The following is an 18,265-nucleotide window of genomic DNA, read 5'->3' on the forward strand; positions in this document are numbered from 1 at the left end:
TGCCGACCAACGGTCGGCACCCACCAGGGCAGGCTCGGGGGTAGATGCTCGCCATCACCAGAGCAGGCTCGGTAGTAGATCCACGCCGTGCGTGGATGCGGTGCCACGAACGAATCCTAAAGCTCCAGCACCCGCCGGTAACTCAACGGCCCACGCCCATCGCGCAGGCCCAACCGCAGTTCAAGTCCGGTGGCCGGCAATACCTCGCCTTCGCTCGGCAACACGGCCCATCCCGTTCCAGGCTGCCACGCCCGCACCTCGAACCGTTGTACATCGCGCGCCACCGCAATGCCTCTCGACGGATCCGGTGCGGGCAGGGGATAGCGGTCCGTAGCCGCACCACTGGCCCGCCACAGCGTGTTGCCCTGCCGCCACCAGCGCACCCGCTGCCAGCGCAGCCCATCACTGTCTACGCTGCGGGTGATTTCCAGCGCAAAGCTGCCATCCGGATGCCGTTCGCTCACCAGCGAAGGGGGCAGCAGTCGCTGCGGACGATCTGCCGGGCGCACCGCGCCGTTCATCAGCGCGTCGTCGGCACGCATTTCGATATCGCGCTGGAACTGCTGCAGCACGCGCAGTGCCGTCGTGGTCTCGGCATCGGCCCGGCGCAGGCGCTGGTCGCTGCTGGCCACGCTGTCCAGCGCACGCCAGCAGATCAGTGCCAGCACGCCCATGATGGTGATCGCGATCATCACCTCGAACAGGGTGAAACCTGCTGCCGTACGCTTCATTGCGCCGCCGTCCACGGTAGCTGCATCCGGGCCAGCGACTGCCGCGGTGCATCTTCGGCCACCACGCTCAGTTCCAGTTGCGGCTGGCTGTCGCTGCCGGTGCCGAGATGTTGCAGCACCAGGAACGTGCTGCGCCCCTGCACGCAGCGCAGTCGCGCATCCTGCGGTGGCTGCCCGGCCAGGCGCAGCTCCTGCCAGCGGTCCTGCGCGCACAACAGCGCCAGGCGACGGTCGCGCAGGCGTGACTGATCGTCGGTGGCCACCGCGACCGAGCGCATGACCGCAGCCAGCGCAATCGAAACGATCGCCAGTGCGATCAGCACTTCGATCAGGGTGAATCCGCGCATGTTCCGCTTCACTGCACGACCTGCAACTGTCCGCTGCCATCATCACGAAGACGCAGCTGGCGGCCCTGCAACGACAACGTCAGTTCCCATGCCACGCCGATCCACTCCGGGCTCAGTTCAATCGGCGTGGCCGGCTGCACCACGATGCCCGCCGGTTGCCAGGGCTGTGGGCGCAGCAGGTCGTCGCGTTGCACATCGACCCAGCGGGCACCCTCGCGGCGGCTGAACCGGTAGCCGGCGGCGTCGGCCTGCCAGCGCAGGGGACGGCCATCGATGCGGGCCTCGTCGCGCGCCACCTGCAGGCGCTGCGCCAGTCGCTCGCCTTCCTGCCGCAGCTGGCGCGCGGGGTCGAGCAGGCTGCCCAGGCCCAGGCCGATGCCCGCCGTGCAGATGCCGATGATCACCAGCACCACCATCAGTTCCAGCAGGGTGAAACCACGCGGGATGTGTCGCATCGACATCGCCTCCTGTCCCTTGCCGATGCGTGCCAGCGTAGGCCCGCATGATGAAACAAAAGCGTCAGCCGAACCTGCTAGCGTAGGCGGACACGAACGTGGCGATGATGCGGAACATGGACGGCAGGCGCTGGGATCGGAATCGGATGTTGACCCTGCTGGCGGCAACGCTGCTGCTGGCCGTGGTGGCCTATTGGAGCGTCACCCTGTCTGCGGTGGCGCCTACGGCGGCGGCCAGCGAAGCGCATGCCGAGGCGCCGGCACGGCCGCTGTTCGATGCGGTGGCCAGCCTGCCGCTGGTGCGGCTGCTGTCGCCCGGTGCAGTGCAGACCGAGGTGGTCGTGCTCGGCGTGATGGCCGGTGACCACGCGCCGCTGGCGCTGCTTTCGGTGGATGGCCGTCCTGCCGAAGCCTACGCGCCGGGCCAGCGGTTGGGGCCGTGTACGGTGCTGGCCAGCATCAACGCCAACGCGGTGGAACTGAACCAGGCCGGGCAATCGCGCAGCCTGCCGGTGCCCGCGCTGCCACCGGTGCCGAGCGATGGCATCGTGCCGGCCGTTCCGCAGGGTGGTGCTCCGTAGCGCCGAGCCCACGCCCGGCTGCGTCTGGAAGAACAGTCGAGCATGGCTCGACTCTACAAAATCCAGTCGAGCATGGCTCGACTCTACAGAATCCTGCCGGGCGCGGCCGCGGGTCTGCAGCTGCGCAGGTTCAGCGCGCCGGGCGCTGCGGCACCACCGAACGCCCGAAGGCATCACCCATGCGCTGTCGCGTGCCCTCCAGGTTGTACTGCATCAGCTGGTTGCCGGGCTGCCGCATCAGGCGTTCGGCTTCAGGCAGCGCCGGTGACTTCGCCGATTTCGGCACCGGGGCCAGCTTGCGTTGCAGGCACTCCCAGGCGGGGATGCGCTCGCCGTTGACCTGTACTTCGATGCACGGCGCGGCATCGTCCTGCTTCTTCGCCTCGTCGGCCCAGGCCGTTGGCAACGCCAGCAACACGGCAAGGGCGAGGGCAGGGCGAACGCCCGCCTTCAACGGCTCACTCATCTCGAATCTCCTGCGACAACCGGCGCTCTGCAATGAAGACGTGCGGCGAAGGCAGGGTCCGCCTGCGGGTGTTGCGGCGCTGTCAAAAGATGACAGCGCTGTCACAAAACTGTTGGCGGCTTTGACGCGACGTACACGTCCTGTTGGTAGACCCACGCGCCGCTCCCTGGCCACTCCCTTCGATACGACGCGATGCCTTCGATGAATCCTGTTCCGTGCCGAGCCGTCCGCCTTCCGCTGCGCCTGCATCCATTGATGCTGGCCCTGGCAGCGCTGCCGCTGCCGCTGTTCGCGCAGGAGGCAGCGCCTGCGCCCAGCGTGAACATCAATGAATACATCGTGCGCGGCAATACCGTGCTCGATCCCCGGGACATTGAACGCGCGGTGGAACCGTTCCTCGGCCCTGGCAGGACCCTGGCCGATGTCGAGAAGGCGCGCGATGCGGTCCATGCGCTCTACCAGCAGGCCGGCTACCAGTCGGTCTACGTCGAGCTTCCCGAGCAGCAGGTCAGTGGTGGCGTGGTGCTGCTGAAGGTGCAGCAGACGCCGATCGGCCAGCTGCGCGTGGTCGGTACCCGCCACGAATCGCCCGAACGCATCCGCGATCGCGTACCGGCACTGGCCGAGGGCAAGGTGCCTGATTTCGACCAGGCCCAGAAGGAATTGACCGCGCTGAACGAAGGCGGGCGCCGCCAGGTGATGCCACTGGTTCGCGAAGGCCAGGTGCCGGGCACGATGGATGTGGACCTGCAGGTCGAGGAGAAGTCGCCGTGGCGCACCAGCGTGGCGCTCAACAACGACCACAGCGCCGACACCGAGAAGCTGCGCCTGAGTGCATCGCTGGGCTACGACAACCTGTGGAAGCGCGGGCACAGCGCCAACATCGGCGTGTACCTGGCGCCGGAAGATACAAAGCAGGCCAAGGTGTTCTCGGCCTCGTACACGATGCCGTTCGAAGGCACGCCGTGGAGCCTGGAAGCGTCCGGCTACAAGTCCGACAGCCGCGTGTTGAATGCAGGCGGCCAGGTCGGTACCGGTACCGGTACCAATGTGATCGGCAACGGCCATTCGATCGGCCTCAAGCTCAACTACCGCCTGGCCGGCAGCAGCCAGTGGTGGCGCCAGCTCAGCCTTGGTGTGGATTTCAAGGACACCGAGGAAGACACGCAGATGGGCAAGGACAGCCTGAAGACACCGTTGAAGTACGCGCCGATCACCCTGGCCTTCGTCGGCGTGCGCCAGGGCGAGCAGGATCAGCTGAGCATCAACACCCAGCTGGTGGCCGGTACCCGCCGCCTGTTCGGCTACGGCAGCGACGCCACCGCCTTCGGCCAGAAGCGCTATTGGGCCGACCCGAGCTTCGTGGCCTTCAAGGCCGACGTGGCCAACACCCACACCTTCAGCAATGACTGGCAGTGGTATGCGCGTGGCTCGCTGCAGGTCACCGATGCGCCGCTGGTGTCGGCCGAGCAGTTCGCCGCCGGCGGCATGTACACCGTGCGCGGCTACCTGTCGGCCGAGGCAATCGGCGACTACGGCGGCCTGGCCAGCCTGGAATGGCGCACCCCGGCGTGGTCGCTGTGGAGCGACACTGATCTGCGCGTCTACAGCTTTGCCGATGCGGCCTACCTGCGCCTGCGCCAGCCACTGCCCGAACAGCGTGACAAGTACAACCTGGCCTCGGTCGGCCTGGGCGCGCAGCTGCGCCTGGGCGAGCACCTGCAGCTGCGCCTGGACTACGCCTGGCCCTATGCCGATGGCCCGGTCACGCGCAAGGACGACCCGCGCCTGCATTTCAACATCAGCACCAGTTACTGACCCTTCCCTTGAACATGCGTTCTCCGGAGACCCTTCGCATGGACCGTTTGCTTTCCCGAGTGTTGCTGCTGCTGGCCGCGCTGGTTGCGTTGCCTGCTGCTGCGGCCGATGCCAATTGGTGGCAGGCCGAATGGAAGTACCGCAAGCCGATCACCGTCGACGCCGGCCCGCAGGGCGCGGGCCTGGCCGGTGACCCGGGCCGCACGCCGCTGCTGCTGCGCCTGCATACCGGCAACTTCGGTTTCGACGGTACCCAGGACGCGGGCAACGACCTGCGTTTCGTCTCGGGCGATGGCCGCACCGTGCTGGCCCATCAGATCGAACAGTTCGATCCCAAGCTGGGCCTGGCCCTGGTCTGGGTGGACGTACCGGCAGTCAGCGCCGCCGCGCCGCAGACGATCTGGATGTACTACGGCAATGAGAAGGCACCGGCCAGCGGCAACGGCCAGCAGGTGTTCGACCCGGATTACACGCTGGTCTACCACTTTGCCGAGGCCAATGCGCCGGCGCGCGACACCACCGCTTACGGCAACAACGCCGGTGCCGTCGTGCCGCCGTCCGAGGGCGCGGTGATCGGTCGTGGCGTGCAGCTGGGTGCGGGCCCGCTGCCGCTGCCGGCCAGCGCGTCGCTGGCGCAGGAAGCGGGTACGCCGCTGACGATTTCGGCCTGGATCAAGCCGGGCGGCAACAACGCGGCTCAGGCGATCTACGCGCGTCGTGACGGTGCTTCCGAACTGGTGCTGGGCATCGAGAACCGCGTGCCGTTCGTGCAGCTCAACGGCCAGCGCAGCACCCCGGCGCAGCCGATTCCGGAAGGACAGTGGGCGCACGTGGCACTGACTGCGGAGAAGGGCGCGCTGCAGCTGTACCTCAATGGGCGCGTAGTTGCCCAGCTGAGCGGTGCGCTGCCCGCGCTGACCACCGCGCCGGTGGTGGGCGCCGATGCGCCGGGCGCGGCGCAGCCGCTGGCCAATTTCGAGGGCGCGCTGGATGAGCTGCGCGTCTCGCGTGTGGCACGCCCGGCAGCACTGCTGCTGGCCGATGCCACCGCTCAGGGCGCCGATTCGCGCCTGATCAGCTACGGCGCCGACGAGCAGTCCGCCGGGCAGAGCCACTTCGCCTTCATCCTCAAGGCGATGCCGTTCGATGCCTGGGTGGTGGTCGCCATCCTCGGCCTGATGATGCTGCTGTCGTGGGCGATCATGATTGCCAAGAGCCGCCATTTCGGCCGTACCAGCAAGGCCAATGCGGTGTTCACCGAGAGTTTCGGCAAGCTGTCCGGCGTACCGCTGCGCACCCTGTCCGACATGGACCGCCAGGGCAAGGCACCGACCGCCATGCACGATGGCTCGTTGTGGCGCATCTACCAGGTGGCCATCGATGAAATGCAGCAACGCCACCAGCGTGATGGCAACAGTGGTTACCTCAGTGGTGCCACCATCGCCGCGATCCGCGCCTCGATGGATGCGGTGATGGTGCGCGAGCAGGAAGCGATGGCGCGGCGCATGAACTGGCTGTCGACCACCATCGAAGGCGCACCCTACGTGGGCCTGTTCGGCACCGTGATCGGCATCATGCTGGTGTTCGTGGTGGCGGCGATGGCCGGCGCGGTGGACATCAACTCGGTGGCGCCGGGCATGGCCGCGGCGCTGCTGTGTACCGCAGCCGGCCTCGGCGTCGCGATCCCGGCACTGTTCGGCTACAACTACCTGGGCGCGCGTGCCGAAGCGATCGGTGCGGACATGGCGGTGTTCATCGACGAGTTCGCCGCGCGCCTGGCCGAAGAGCAGGACGGACGCGGCCCGGCCGCGGTCCAGGGCTGAGGGGCGCGCCATGGGCCAGAAGGCGAAGTTCGGCATCAAGAAGCGCGAGAAGGGCATCAACGTGACGCCCTTCGTCGACGTGCTGCTGGTGGTGCTGGTGATCTTCATCCTGACCAGCAACGCCTCCATCCCCGGCATCGAGGTCAACCTGCCGAAGGCCAGCAACAGCGTGGCGCTGGAGAAGCCGAAGACCAAGGCGATCACCATCGACCCCAGCGGCCAGGTGTTCCTGGATGCCTACCCGGTGACGATGGCCGAGCTGGAAGACCGGCTGCGCACCGAGCGCGCGACCACGCCGGATTTCCCGGTGATCGTGCGCGGTGACGCGCAGGTGCAGTACGCCCGCGTGGTCGAGGTGCTGGACCTGTTGCGGCGGCTGGAGCTGGCCCAGGTGGGCCTGGTCACCGGCAAGGCGCAGGGCTGAGGCATGACGGCCCATCAACCCCCTCGGCCGGAGCCCGGCATGCGCGGTCGCCCGTTGCTGGTGACCGTCGCGCTGGTGCTGGCCGCGTTGCTGGTGCTCGGTGTCGCGCTGTGGTGGCTGCTGTTCAAGGACACTGCGAGCACCCGTCGGCCGGTGGTGCAGCCGCCGATGCTGGCGCTGCCGCCACCCCCTCCGCCGCCACCGCCGCCGCCGGAAAAGCCGCCGGAACCGGAAACGCCGCCGGAAGAAACGATGCCTGAGCCGGAGCCGCTGGATCAACCGACGCCGGCCGAAGAGCCGACGCCGACCCCGGACAACGCTGACCCGGTGACGATGAATGCCGATGCGCAGGCCGGCGGTGACAACTTCGGTATCCAGTCCGGCAGCGGTGGCGGCTCGTCCGGCGTCGGCCGTGGCGGTGCCGGCAATGCCACCTATGGGCGCTATCTCGGCTACCTGATGCAGCAGGCGATCTCGCGCGACGACAAGGTCAAGCGCCTGGCGTTCCAGCTGCAGGTGAATGTGTGGCTGGCCAGCGATGGCCGCCTGGAAAAGGTCGAGCTGGTGCGTGGCAGTGGCAACGAGGAGGCCGACGCGGCCGTGCTCGATGCATTGCGTCGCATCGGCAAGGTCGACCAGGCACCTCCGCCGTCGCTTGATTTCCCCGCCCGTGTCCTGATCCAGGGCCGCCGGCCCGGGGCCTGATTCCCGACCTCCGTGATTTCCCTTCTTTCGATGAGAACCGTGATGAACGACCACGTCCGCGCACGAACCGACTCCCGCCGCCCGCGGCCGGCCCGACGGGCGCTGCTGTGCTGCGCCGTGCTGCTCAGCCTGGCCGCCCCGGCCGGTGCGATGGCCGCCGAAACCACCATGGTCAAGCTGATCAAGGGCCTGATCGCCAGCGGTGCACTGAAACCCGAAGACGGCCAGGCATTGCTGGTGCAGGCCGAGGCTGAAGCAGCGGCCGCATCGCGCACCGCGACCACGGCACCTTCGGCCGCCAGCGGTGGCGTGGCCCTGGAGGCCGGTGACGTGCGCGTGCCCTACGTGCCGCAGAGCGTGCGCGACGGCATTCGTGACGAAGTGCGCCAGGACGTGATGGCGCAGGCCAAGTCCGAGGGCTGGGCGGCACCGAACGAAGTGGCTGAGTGGACCAAGCGCATCAAGGTCACCGGTGACATGCGCGTACGCAGCGAGTCGCGCTTCTTCTCCGAACGCAACAGCGACATCGTGAGCAACTGGTCGTCGATCAATTCCGGCAACGGCTTCGACACGAACACCAACACCAACCTGCAGTTGCCGCCGCTGCTGAACACCCGCCAGGACCGCCGCAACCTATGGCGCATCCGCGCCCGCCTGGGCATCGAGGCGACCATCGGCCAGCACACCACGGCCGGTGTGCGCCTGGCCAGCGGCAGCAGCAATGGCCCGGTGTCGACCACCGAGCAGCTGGGGGGTGGCCTGAGCAAGAAGGACGTGTGGCTGGACCAGGCCTGGCTGGCCTACAGCCCGGCCGACTGGGTGACGGTGCGCGGTGGCCGCTTCGGCAATCCGTTCTGGACCAGCGATACGCTGTTCTCCAACGACCTGAACTTCGACGGCCTGGCCGCCAACCTGCAGTACGACTTCGACGGCGGTGACCTCGGCCTGTTCGGCAATCTGGCGGTGGTGCCGCTGGAGTACACCTCCGACAGCGCGCCCAGCCAGAGCCGGGTCAAGACCCCGAACGAGAACAAGTGGCTGTCCGGTGCGCAGGTGGGCGTGAACTGGCGCTTCAACGACGACAATGCGCTGCGTGCCGCGTTGGGCTACTACGACTTCAAGAACATCAGCGGCCGCCTGTCCTCGCCGTGCGCGCTGTATGCGGGCGCAGTGGGCTGCGACACCGACTGGTCGCGCCCGGCGTTCATGCAGAAGGGCAACACCCTGATGCTGATCCGCGACATCGCCCGCAATCCGCTGGATCCGGCCAACACGCCGACCCCGCAGTACGTCGGCCTGGCCTCGGCATTCCGCCTGGCCACGCTGAACCTGCGCTGGGATACCCAGCTGGCCCAGGACATCGGCATGCGCCTGGAGGGCGACTACATCCGCAACCTGGCCTACGACAAGCAGGCCATGTTCAGCCGAGCCAACAACGGCATCGTCAACAACTACGGCGCCGGTGGCACCGCCAGCATCGATACCTTCCGCAGCGGCGACACCGCATGGATGGTGCAGGCCACCTTCGGTGCCACCGAGCTGAAGGAGAAGGGCCAGTGGCAGGCGCTGCTGGGCTACAAGCACATCGAGGCCGATGCGCTGCCCGATGCCTACAACGACCCGAACTTCCACCTCGGCGGCACCAACGCCCGCGGCTACTACGTGGGCGGTGCCTATGCGCTGGATGCGCGCAGCTGGATCAGTGGCAAGTGGATGGCGGCCAAGGAAGTGTCCGGCGCGCCGCTGTCGATCGACGTGTTCCAACTGGAGTTCAATACCGGGTTCTGAGCGGCCGGCGTGATGCGGGTCACGTAGTACGTGGCGGGGGCGCAGCGATGCGCTCGTCTAAGGAAAGGAGACCACGCGTTGTTCAAAAGGAGGAGTGGATGAGCCGTCGCAAGCTGTTCGAGAGTCCCGAACCGTCCAGCCAGATGCTGGGTGTTGGACCGGCCTATGTTTCCGTCGAGGGCCTGCGCCAGCACCTGGCCGAGTTCCTGCTGTATGCGGGCCGGCCGGTGGTGATCATGCGCGGGCGCAGTGAGGTGGGCTATTTCCTGCCGGCGCGCTGCTGGCGCCAGCGTGACGATGATCCGCTGGCGGCCGCCGCCGCCGACCAGCTGCTGGATGCGGCCGGTTTCCAGGCCGAAGACATCCAGCAGGTGGAGCAGGAATTCAACGCCATGCGCCAGCGCACCGTGCTGCATTCACGACGCTGAGCCTTCCGTAGAGCCGAGCATAGGCTCGGCTCTACAGTAGATCCACGCCATGCGTGGATGGGGTTACGCTGCAGCCCCCCGCTCGCTGGTGATGCGTGCACCTTCACGCATCACCAGGGTCACCGGGGTCTTTTCCACCACCTCCAGCAGTCGCTGCCACTGCGCATCGCTCAGCGCGGCGCTGGCATGCAGCACGCGGTGCACGTGGAAGCGTCCATCCTCGTCGCGTTCCGAGCGCAGCTCGGCATGGAACTCGCCCAGTTCCCAGCCCTTGCGCTGTGCATACATGCGCAGGGTAATCGCGGTGCAGGCCGCCAGCGAGGCCAGGTACAGATCGAACGGGGCGAAGCCCTTGCCCTGGCCGCCCAACGATGCCGGCTCGTCCGCATCCACATCAAAGCTGCCATTGCTGATGTGGTGCAGGTAGTTGTCGCCGGTTGAAACAATGCGTGCGTAGGCCATCAGGGTCTCCTGCCATCTGTAGAGTCGAGCCATGCTCGACCAACCCAACTGTAGAGTCGAGCCTTGCTCGACTGCTTCAAAAGACGGCGCGGGCTACCTGCCTGCGCCGCCACGAATTCACTCGGTACGATCGTACGAGAACTGGATGCCCGCCGTACCCCCGGTTTCAATGAAGAGGTTCATGAACGCGGGGACCGTTTCCGAACGCGCCCAGTCGCGCTGCAGCTCGCAGAACAGCTGCGGCACGCTGATCAGCTGGCCACCGGCCTGTTCGATGCGGCGCAGTGCTGCGTCATGCGCCGCCAGCGAGGTACCGCCGACGGCGTCGACCACCACATACACCTCATAGCCTTCCTTCAACGCATCCAGGGCCGGGAAAGTCAGGCACGCCTCGGTCCACAGCGCGGTCATGATCAGCTTGCGGCGGCCGGTGGCTTCCACCGCCCTGCGGAACTCGACGTCCTCCCAGGAGTTGATGGTGGTGCGGTCGTAGGTGGGGTAGTCGCCCAACACCTTGCGCAGCTGTGGAATCGGCGGCTTGTTCAGGCCGGTCTTGACGTTCACCGTCGAATGCACGATCGGCAGACCGTAAGCCACAGCGGCCTTGGCGGTGCCGACGATGTTGTTGACCAGCAGCTGGCGGTCCATCGAGGCGATGGAGTTCACCTGCACCGGCTGGTAGTCGATGATGATGAAGGTGGAATTCTGCGGGGTCAGCAGATGATCGCTGGCCGGGTCGCGGATCGGTTCACTGGACATGATGGGTCTCCGGTTGAAAGGAGTGCCGACAGCGGGCGGCACCCGGGGGCAGCTCAGCTGCGCTGCGAATCCAGCTGCTCCTGGTTCTTCTGCACGTCCTGCGCCTTCAGGTAGCTTTCGATCAGCAGTTGGTAGTTCGGGAAGATCTTCGTGTAGACCTCGGCCCACTGCTGGGCATCGTCGCGGTTCCAGGTGCGCTGGATCTCAGAGGCCACCGCGGCGGTGTCCATCGGCACCACACCGGCCTGCACCACGCGGGCCAGGGTGATCTCCTCGGCCATCTTCGAGTAGGTACCCGACGCGTCGATGACCGCGAACACCTGGTAGCCATCGGCGACGGCGGCGATCGACGGGAAGGCCATGCACACGCTGGTGATGGTGCCGGCAATGATCAGCTGCCTGCGGCCGGTGGCCTTCACCGCGGCAACGAATTCCGGGTTGTCCCAGGCGTTGATCTCGCCCTTGCGCGCCACGTACTGGGCATGCGGGGCTGCGTCGTGGATCTCCGGAATCAGCGGGCCGTTCGGGCCCTGCGGGACCGAGGCGGTGGTGATCACCGGCATCTTTGCCAGCGTGGCCATCCTGGCCAGCGCGGTGGCGTGGGCGCGCACGGTGGTGAACGGCATGTCACCGATGGTCTGGAACAGGCCGCTCTGATGGTCGATCAGCAGCATCGCGGCGTTGTCCGGATCGATCACCGGGCGGGCACCGTTGAAGTTGGCGGGGGTACTCATGGTCAGTCTCCTGGGGGAAGTGGGCGATGGCCCGTTGGCGCGGCGGGTGATCGCCCGCCGCGCGGAAGCGCTCAGTGCGCGATCCGGCCGAAGCGGCCGCTGTTGAAGTCGTTCACCGCCTGCGCGATCTCGGCCTGGCTGTTCATGACGAACGGGCCATAGCCCACCACCGGCTCGTCGATCGGCTCACCGCTGAGCAGCAGCACGGTGGCGTCGCTGTCGGCGTCGACGAACACGTCCTCGCCGCTGCGGTCGAAGGTGACCAGCTGCGCCTCGCCGACCGGCTGGCCGCCGTTGATCCGGACCGTGCCCTTCAGCACCACCAGCGCCAGCGTGCGGCCGTCGGCTACCGGCAGTTCGGCGTGCTGGCCCTGCCGCAGGCGGATGTCCCAGACATCCATCGGCGTGTGGGTACGGGCCGGGCCGGCGTGGCCGTCGAAGTGGCCGGCGATGACACGCACGCGTCCGGCGCCGTCGGGCAGATCCACCGAGGGAATGTCTGCATCGAGCAGGGTCTGGTAGCCCGGCGCACCCATCTTGTCCCGGGCCGGCAGGTTGACCCACAGCTGGACCATGTCCAGGGTGCCGCCGCGCTTGCTGAACTCCGGTGTGTGGAATTCCTCGTGGAGGATGCCGGAGGCGGCGGTCATCCACTGCACGTCACCCGGGCCGATGGTGCCGCCGGCCCCGGTCGAATCGCGGTGGGCGACCTCGCCCTCATAGACGATGGTGACCGTCTCGAAACCGCGGTGCGGATGCTGGCCGACGCCGCGCGGCGCATCGCTGGGGGCGAAGGTGTAGGGGCCGGCATAGTCCAGCAGCAGGAACGGGCTCAGGTGCTGGCCGTGGGTGTTGTAGGAAAACATCGAGCGGGCGGGGAATCCGTCGCCCACCCAGTGCGGGCGGGGGGCGCTGTAGGTACCGGTGACACGCTTCATGGCGATCTCCTGGCCGGGGCTGCCGGCCGCTGTTCTTCGTTGCGGGAGACGATATCGCCGCGACAATAGGGTCGGTAGACGCCAATATTTGCCGTCATAGTCCTATCTGGTGAACAATGGGTGCGCGCCTTGGGCCACAGGAGATCGCCCCGTGTTCATCGCTGATATCCGCCGTTGCGACCTCAACGACCTGTTCTATTTCGCCATGGTGGTCGAGCACGGTGGCTTCTCGCAGGCCGGCCGGGCGCTGGCGATGCCGAAGTCGAAACTGAGCCGGCGCATCGCGCTGCTGGAGGAGCGCCTGGGCGTGCGGCTGATCCAGCGTTCGACCCGGCGCTTCTCGGTCACCGAGGTCGGCCAGGACTACTACCGCCATTGCAAGGCGATGCTGGTCGAGGCCGAAGCGGCCGAAGAAGCGATTGCGCTGTCACGCGCCGAGCCGCGCGGCACGATCCGCCTGGCGTGCCCGATCGCGATCCTGCACGCGCGCATCGGCCCGATGCTGGCCGACTTCCTGGCCCTGCATCCGCAGGTGACGGTGCAGCTGGACGCCACCAACCGCCGCGTGGACGTGGTGGGCGAGGGCGTGGACGTGGCGATCCGGGTACGGCCACCGCCACTGGAGGACAGCGACCTGGTGGTGCGCGTGCTGGCGCGCCGGGTCTGGTGCACCAGTGCCAGTCCGGCGCTGCTGCAGCGGCTGGGCACGCCGCAGGTGCCGGCCGACCTGGCGATGATGCCGACCGTCGATCTGGCATCGCCCAGCCAGCAGCATGTCTGGGAATACACCGGGCCCGACGATGTGCTGGCCAGCGTGCACCACCGCCCGCGGCTGGTCAGCGATGACATGATCGCGCTGCGCACCGCCGCGACAGCCGGAGTGGGCCTGCTGATGCTGCCGCGGATGATGATCAGCGACGAACTGGCCAGTGGTGCGCTGGTGCCGGTGCTGCCGGAATGGGTGCCGAAGCATGGCATCGTGCACGCGGTGTTCCCGTCGCGGCGCGGCTTGTTGCCTGCGGTGCGTGCGCTGATCGATTACCTCGCCGAACGTTTCGAAGCGCTGGACGAACCGTAGGCTCCGCATCCACGCATGGCGTGGATCTACCGGGCCGGGGCGGCTCCCTCCGGCACATACACCATGCGCCCGTCCGGCAACCGATAGGTCACGCCGGCCTTGACCCCGCCACCTTCGCCGATCTCGCCGGTGGACTGGTAGCGGGTCAGTTCCTCGCCCTGCTTCACGGTGATGCGCATGTTGGCCTGGCCGGGGTTCTCGATCACGGTCACGTCCTGGCTGGTGAAAGGATTGAGCGGGTTGCGCACGATCACGATCATCAGGATGCCGGTGACCACCAGGAACAGGTCGATCAGGTTCACCACCGACAGGATCGGGTCATCGGCTTCGTCGTCATCCAGGAAGCGCATCAGTGCGCCTCCTGCAGGCGTTCGAACATGCGCAGTTCCTGCAGCAGCCAGCGCCGGCGCACGGTCAGCACCAGGTAGGTCAGGCTGGCGGCCACCAGGGCCAGGATCACCGACGAGAAGGCCACCACCATGTTCTCGCCCACCCCCTGCGCGTCGCTGCGGGTCAGCGCCAGCAGGGCGGGCCCCATCGGGATCATGGTTGCCACCAGGCCCAGCATCGGTGCGGTTCGCGAGACGATGCGCAGGCCTTCCAGGCGCTTGAGGATATGCAGTTCCAGATCGTCACTGCTGCCGCCGTGGCGGGCCTGCCAGGCCAGCAGTTCGGGCCGGTGGCGGCCACGCCTGCGCTGCAGGCCTTCCCACAGGAAGGCGCCGAAGCTGAGGAAGGCGTAGGCCAGCGACAGCAGGATCAGCAGCAGGACCGGAGCCAGGAACAGGTGGGAGAGATCGTAGAGCGTGGATTCAAGCGCGTTCATGCGGAAGCCGGGTTGGAAGGAGAAGGGGAAGGGTCGGCGCGCCGTGCGTTGCGCCGCGATTGCAGCACGGCGCCTGCGCCGAGCAGGCCCAGCAGCACGGCGAGTGCCCAGCGCGTGGCCGGCGCGTGCGGGGCAGGCGGCGGCACCTGCCGCATCACCTGGCCACGCACGCTGGGCGAGGGGGCCGGTGCCGGCTCGACGGTGGCGGGTTGTCGGGCGGCGGCGGCTACATCGGGTGCCGGTGGGGCGGCCGATGCGCGGCCGAGCCCATAGCCCGGATGCACCTGCGTCGGTACCGGCTCCGATGTCGACGACGCCTGCAGCTGCTGCAGCCGCGCCTGAAGCTCCGCGCGGGTGCGGTCATCGGCGTGCCAGTAGCCGCGCGAGATTGCTTCCTGCAGGCGCTCGATCATCTGCACCTGGGCGCTGGCGTTGTGCTGCTCGAACCACTGCGCCAGGCGCAGCTGCCGGCTGTCGCGCACGAAGGTGTCATGCACCGCCTGCCACTGGTCGGTGCGGACGGTGTCCGGCGCGGTCACCTGCCAGCCGAACAGGTTGTCGACGTTCTTCAGCACTTCCAGCGTGCCGGCATAGCCTTCGGCCTGCATCGCGCCGATCCATTGCGGATTGAGCGTCTGCGCGCGCAGCTCGTCGGCGAGGAAGCGTGCGGTGCTGCGCGTGCGCGGTGCGGGTTCGCGCAGGTCGGAGACGTACAGCGCCGGGCTGGCACCATCGAGGTGGCGCACGGCCAGCGCCAGCCCGCCCAGATACTCGAAGGGGTGGTCGGTGCTGAGCAGGCCATGGGTGTTGGAGGAGCGTGACAGCACTGCCGCCTGCACGCCGCGCAGTTGTTCGGCGAACAGGTTGCCACCGGGCAGGGTGCTCGCCTGGCCATCACTGCCGTAGCCATGCTGCAGGCGATCCAGGAAGCCGCTGGCCAGCGCCGCATCGTCCTTGCCGGCCGTGCTGCCGCGCGCCAGCACGGCATGGTTCAGGCCGCTACCATACTCGCCGGGGGCGTTGCTGAAGATGCGCAGGCGCGACAGACGCTGCGCCTGCTCCGCAGGAACGCCGTCGCGCTGCAGGCGCTGCTGCACGGCCACTGCATTGCCGGCGATCGGATTGCCGGGCGAGGCCGGCATCGCCGCCAGCTGCTCGATGGCGCCAGCCAGCAACCGCAGGAATGGATCGAACTGGTCGCGGTAGACGCTGGTGGCCTGGATCACCACGTCGATGCGCGGGCGTTGCAATTCCGCATCGGGCACGATGTCAAGGGCGATCACCTTGCCAGCACTGTCCCAGCGTGGGCGCAGGCCCAGCGCGTGCAGCACCTGCGCCTCCAGCACGCCGAGGTGGCGGATGGCCTCGCTCGACCACAGGCTGATGGCCAGCTTGCGTGGCAGCTGTCCATCGTGATCATCACGATAGGCCTGCAACAGCTGCTGCAGGGCCAGCTCGCCGCTGTCGAACGCTGCGCGGGTGGGAATGCGGTCGGGCTCGAACGCGAACAGGTTGCGGCCACTGCGCAGTTCCGGCGTGCGGATCGGATCGCCGCCGGCACCAGGCAGCACGAAGCCACCACGCAGGCCGCGCAGCAGCGATTCGACCTCCTGTGTATCGGCCAGGGCTGCATCCAGTTGCACGGCATGCTGCAGCGCTGCGCGCAGATCGGGGGTGGCGACGCTGGCGATCGGCGCACCTTCGCGCAGATGACGCGCCAGCGTGCGATAGGCGAGGCCCTGCTGGATCTGCTGGTAATCCACCGCAGTGGCCTCCATCGGGTCCTCGCCCAGCGCCTTCAGATAGCCGGGCCCCAGCTGCTGCATCACCATCAGCAGGCGGTGTTCGGGCGAAGCTGGTTCGCCGAAGGTATGCAGCCCCAGTGGCAGGTTGCGCCGGGCAAGTTCGTGCAGGTGGTCGTGCAGCACCGGCAGGAAGCTGTCGAAGCGCGCCTGCATGTCCACTGCGCTCCAGCCCAGGTCGGCGGCGATGCCGCTGTCGGTGGCCAGTGCGCGCAGGCGTGCGGCAGTGGCATCACGCACCGGCCCCTGGTCCAGCTGCTGCAGTTCGTGCACCACCGCGTGCAGGTCGCGCAGTTCGTCGTACAGCCCGGACGGTGCAAACGGTGGGGTCTGGTGGCTGACCACCACGGCACGGCCGCGGCGCTTGGCCTGGATCGCCTCGCCGACGTTGTCCTGGATGTACGGGTAGAACACCGGCAGCTCGCCCACTGCCAGCCACGGATAATCGGCAGCCCATAGGCCGCGGTCCTTGCCCGGGGTCCACTCCTGCGTGCCGTGGGTACCGAAGTGGATCAGCGCATCGGCCTTCCACTGCTGGCGCAGGTACAGGTAGGCGGCCAGGTAATAGTGGCTCGGCACTGACGCCATATCGTGGGTGGCTTCGCCAACGCGGCCCGCGCGGGGCGGCTGCGGCATCAGCAGCAGCTTGCCCAGGCGCAGGCGCGGCAGCACGAACACGGCCTGTCCATGCCGCTCGCGTACCGCGGGGTGGCGTGCAGGATCGCCCCACTGGGCGCGCAGTTCGTCGCGGCGCGCGGCGGGCAGGGTGGCCAGCCAGCGGCGGTAGTCGGCCACCGGCAGGGTATCGGCCAGCCCGGCATCGAGCAGCGCGTCCAGCCGCTCCGGATGATAGTAGCCACCGAGCAGGGCCTGCAGCTGCTCGATCAGGGTTTTTTCATCCACCGGCTGCGTTGAATACCCGGCCTGTGCCAGCTGTGGCAGCAGCGCCTCGATGCTGCGCGGCACGTTGAGATGCGACGCGGACAGGTTGCGCTCGCCGTCCGGTGCATTCCAGAACAGCAGCGCCAGGCGCTTGTTGGCGGCAGCCGTGTGGCGCAGCGCGGCCAGCCGCTGCAGTTTGGCAGCCAGCGCATCGATCTGTTCGGGAATCGGCTGCAGTTCGCCACGCGCATTGGCCGAGACCACGATCGGATCACTGGCGCCCCAGGCTTCGGGCACGGCGACGAAGGTCGCCAGGGTCGCCATCGGAATGCCGGTGGTCGCCGCGCGCCAGTCATCCGCATCGCCTTGCCGATGGTTCAGCGCCTGCAGCACCGGCACGTCCAGCGTGGAAAATTCGGCCGCACGCGCGCTGCCGTTCTGCAGATGGGTCAGGTTGATCAGCGCATCCACCTCGATGCCGCGCAGCGCCTGCTGCAGGCCGTCGTCGGCGGCGGCATCGAACCAGACGCCGAACAGCGCGATCCTGCGTGCGCGCCCGGCCTCGATCAGCGCGTCCAGCACCTGGGTCTGCATGCCGCTGAGCATGCTGCCGGAGATCAGCACCGCCACCTTCGGCCATGTTGCCTGATTGTCGCGCTGCCACTGCGCCTGCAATGCGTGCGGGCTGTCCAGCCACTGGCTGCCGGCCGTGCTGTAGCCGGTGGCCGGCAGCACCTGCGGCAGCGGCAGTCCGTCGGTTCCGGCATCGCTGCGCCAGGCCTGCAGGTATGCAGCCAGCGTGCGGATGTTGGCCTCGCCACCGTTGCCGTAGTAGCCGGCGATCCTGCGCGCCACCTCGGCGGGCAGGTGGCCGGAGGCCGGTGCGCCACCTCCCACGCGCAGCCACGGCACCTTGCCGTTCTGCAAGGGCCCATCAACCACCGCCATCACCTGTTCGACATCGGTCGGTCGCGGCGTATCCAGCAGCACCAGGTCGGCGCTCGCCGGCCAGTCGTGCGGCAGCGCGGTCGCAGGGTCGACCACCCGCTGCCGGAAGCGCACCCCTGCGGGCGCGCCCAGCGCGTCCAGGCGGGCGATTTTGCCGGGCAGCACGAAGCTGCTGCTGACCACGTCCATCTGCAGTGGCTCAGGCTCGGCATGGGCCAATGCGGCCGGCATCAGCCACCCGAGCAGCAGCCATGTCCACCCGCTGCGCAT

Annotated in this window: 19 protein-coding genes; 8 read left to right on the forward strand and 11 right to left on the reverse strand. The window is 67.9% G+C overall.

What is annotated here, in order from left to right:
- Positions 1–116 precede the first annotated feature (116 nt).
- The 3 genes from BKE09_RS21880 to gspH are packed head-to-tail and all read right to left on the reverse strand — an operon-like array spanning position 117 to position 1,533.
- A complete protein-coding gene (locus tag BKE09_RS21880; RefSeq protein ID WP_075678055.1) occupies positions 117–731 on the reverse strand; it encodes a prepilin-type N-terminal cleavage/methylation domain-containing protein in 615 nt (204 codons plus the stop codon).
- On the reverse strand, positions 728–1,078 hold the full coding sequence (gene gspI, locus BKE09_RS21885; protein ID WP_170871779.1) for a type II secretion system minor pseudopilin GspI: 351 nt from the start codon (positions 1,076–1,078) through the stop codon (positions 728–730). Before gspI ends, BKE09_RS21880 begins: the two co-directional genes overlap by 4 nt.
- A gap of 8 nt (positions 1,079–1,086) precedes the next feature.
- Positions 1,087–1,533 carry a type II secretion system minor pseudopilin GspH gene (gene gspH / locus BKE09_RS21890; protein ID WP_075678343.1) on the reverse strand — a complete coding sequence of 149 codons (447 nt, stop codon included), beginning with the start codon at positions 1,531–1,533 and terminating at the stop codon, positions 1,087–1,089.
- A 104-nt stretch (positions 1,534–1,637) separates the two neighbouring features.
- Between gspH and BKE09_RS21895 the strand changes: the two genes are divergently transcribed.
- Positions 1,638–2,114, forward strand: coding sequence for a general secretion pathway protein (locus BKE09_RS21895; RefSeq protein WP_170871780.1), 477 nt, complete (start codon positions 1,638–1,640; stop codon positions 2,112–2,114).
- A 130-nt stretch (positions 2,115–2,244) separates the two neighbouring features.
- Here the strand turns inward: BKE09_RS21895 and BKE09_RS21900 are convergent, their stop codons facing one another.
- A complete protein-coding gene (locus BKE09_RS21900; protein WP_075678059.1) occupies positions 2,245–2,580 on the reverse strand; it encodes a hypothetical protein in 336 nt (111 codons plus the stop codon).
- A gap of 201 nt (positions 2,581–2,781) precedes the next feature.
- Between BKE09_RS21900 and BKE09_RS21905 the strand changes: the two genes are divergently transcribed.
- The 6 genes from BKE09_RS21905 to BKE09_RS21930 all read left to right on the forward strand — a co-directional run bounded on the left by BKE09_RS21905 (position 2,782) and on the right by BKE09_RS21930 (position 9,566).
- Positions 2,782–4,398: a ShlB/FhaC/HecB family hemolysin secretion/activation protein gene (locus BKE09_RS21905; protein ID WP_075678061.1), complete on the forward strand. Its 1,617-nt coding sequence runs from the start codon at positions 2,782–2,784 to the stop codon at positions 4,396–4,398.
- A 38-nt stretch (positions 4,399–4,436) separates the two neighbouring features.
- Positions 4,437–6,221, forward strand: coding sequence for a MotA/TolQ/ExbB proton channel family protein (locus tag BKE09_RS21910; protein ID WP_075678063.1), 1,785 nt, complete (start codon positions 4,437–4,439; stop codon positions 6,219–6,221).
- A gap of 10 nt (positions 6,222–6,231) precedes the next feature.
- Positions 6,232–6,645, forward strand: coding sequence for a biopolymer transporter ExbD (locus BKE09_RS21915; protein ID WP_005409874.1), 414 nt, complete (start codon positions 6,232–6,234; stop codon positions 6,643–6,645).
- 39 nt (positions 6,646–6,684) lie between these two features.
- On the forward strand, positions 6,685–7,350 hold the full coding sequence (locus BKE09_RS21920) for a cell envelope integrity protein TolA (protein ID WP_075678065.1): 666 nt from the start codon (positions 6,685–6,687) through the stop codon (positions 7,348–7,350).
- Positions 7,351–7,392: 42 nt separating this feature from the next.
- A complete protein-coding gene (locus tag BKE09_RS21925; protein ID WP_075678067.1) occupies positions 7,393–9,138 on the forward strand; it encodes a putative porin in 1,746 nt (581 codons plus the stop codon).
- Positions 9,139–9,236: 98 nt separating this feature from the next.
- The gene (locus tag BKE09_RS21930) at positions 9,237–9,566 is read left to right on the forward strand and encodes a hypothetical protein (protein ID WP_005409871.1); all 330 of its coding nucleotides are present in this window, start codon (positions 9,237–9,239) and stop codon (positions 9,564–9,566) included.
- 63 nt (positions 9,567–9,629) lie between these two features.
- On the opposite strand, the gene BKE09_RS21935 is transcribed toward BKE09_RS21930, so the two are convergent.
- From BKE09_RS21935 to BKE09_RS21950, 4 genes are all read right to left on the reverse strand, one after another.
- Entirely contained in the window at positions 9,630–10,028 is a 399-nt protein-coding gene (locus tag BKE09_RS21935; RefSeq protein WP_075678069.1) for an OsmC family protein, read from the reverse strand.
- A 117-nt stretch (positions 10,029–10,145) separates the two neighbouring features.
- Complete coding sequence (locus BKE09_RS21940; RefSeq protein WP_075678071.1) at positions 10,146–10,787, reverse strand: hydrolase; 642 nt, start codon at positions 10,785–10,787, stop codon at positions 10,146–10,148.
- 53 nt (positions 10,788–10,840) lie between these two features.
- On the reverse strand, positions 10,841–11,521 hold the full coding sequence (locus BKE09_RS21945) for a hydrolase (protein ID WP_075678073.1): 681 nt from the start codon (positions 11,519–11,521) through the stop codon (positions 10,841–10,843).
- Positions 11,522–11,592: 71 nt separating this feature from the next.
- Positions 11,593–12,459: a pirin family protein gene (locus BKE09_RS21950; protein WP_075678075.1), complete on the reverse strand. Its 867-nt coding sequence runs from the start codon at positions 12,457–12,459 to the stop codon at positions 11,593–11,595.
- A gap of 151 nt (positions 12,460–12,610) precedes the next feature.
- On the opposite strand from BKE09_RS21950, the gene BKE09_RS21955 reads away from it, so the two are divergent.
- Positions 12,611–13,537: a LysR family transcriptional regulator gene (locus BKE09_RS21955; RefSeq protein WP_075678077.1), complete on the forward strand. Its 927-nt coding sequence runs from the start codon at positions 12,611–12,613 to the stop codon at positions 13,535–13,537.
- A 26-nt stretch (positions 13,538–13,563) separates the two neighbouring features.
- Here BKE09_RS21955 and BKE09_RS21960 read toward each other — a convergent pair whose 3' ends face one another.
- From BKE09_RS21960 to cobN, 3 genes are read right to left on the reverse strand one after another with little or no spacing between them, the layout of a single operon-like run.
- Positions 13,564–13,887, reverse strand: a complete 324-nt coding sequence (locus BKE09_RS21960; RefSeq protein WP_014037392.1) for a DUF2149 domain-containing protein — start codon at positions 13,885–13,887, stop codon at positions 13,564–13,566.
- Positions 13,887–14,363: a MotA/TolQ/ExbB proton channel family protein gene (locus tag BKE09_RS21965; protein WP_075678079.1), complete on the reverse strand. Its 477-nt coding sequence runs from the start codon at positions 14,361–14,363 to the stop codon at positions 13,887–13,889. Before BKE09_RS21965 ends, BKE09_RS21960 begins: the two co-directional genes overlap by 1 nt.
- Positions 14,360–18,265 (reverse strand): cobaltochelatase subunit CobN, encoded by a 3,906-nt coding sequence (gene cobN / locus BKE09_RS21970; protein ID WP_075678081.1) that lies wholly within the window; start codon positions 18,263–18,265, stop codon positions 14,360–14,362. Before cobN ends, BKE09_RS21965 begins: the two co-directional genes overlap by 4 nt.

Source organism: Stenotrophomonas sp. TD3, assembly GCF_001939825.1.
GTDB lineage: Bacteria > Pseudomonadota > Gammaproteobacteria > Xanthomonadales > Xanthomonadaceae > Stenotrophomonas.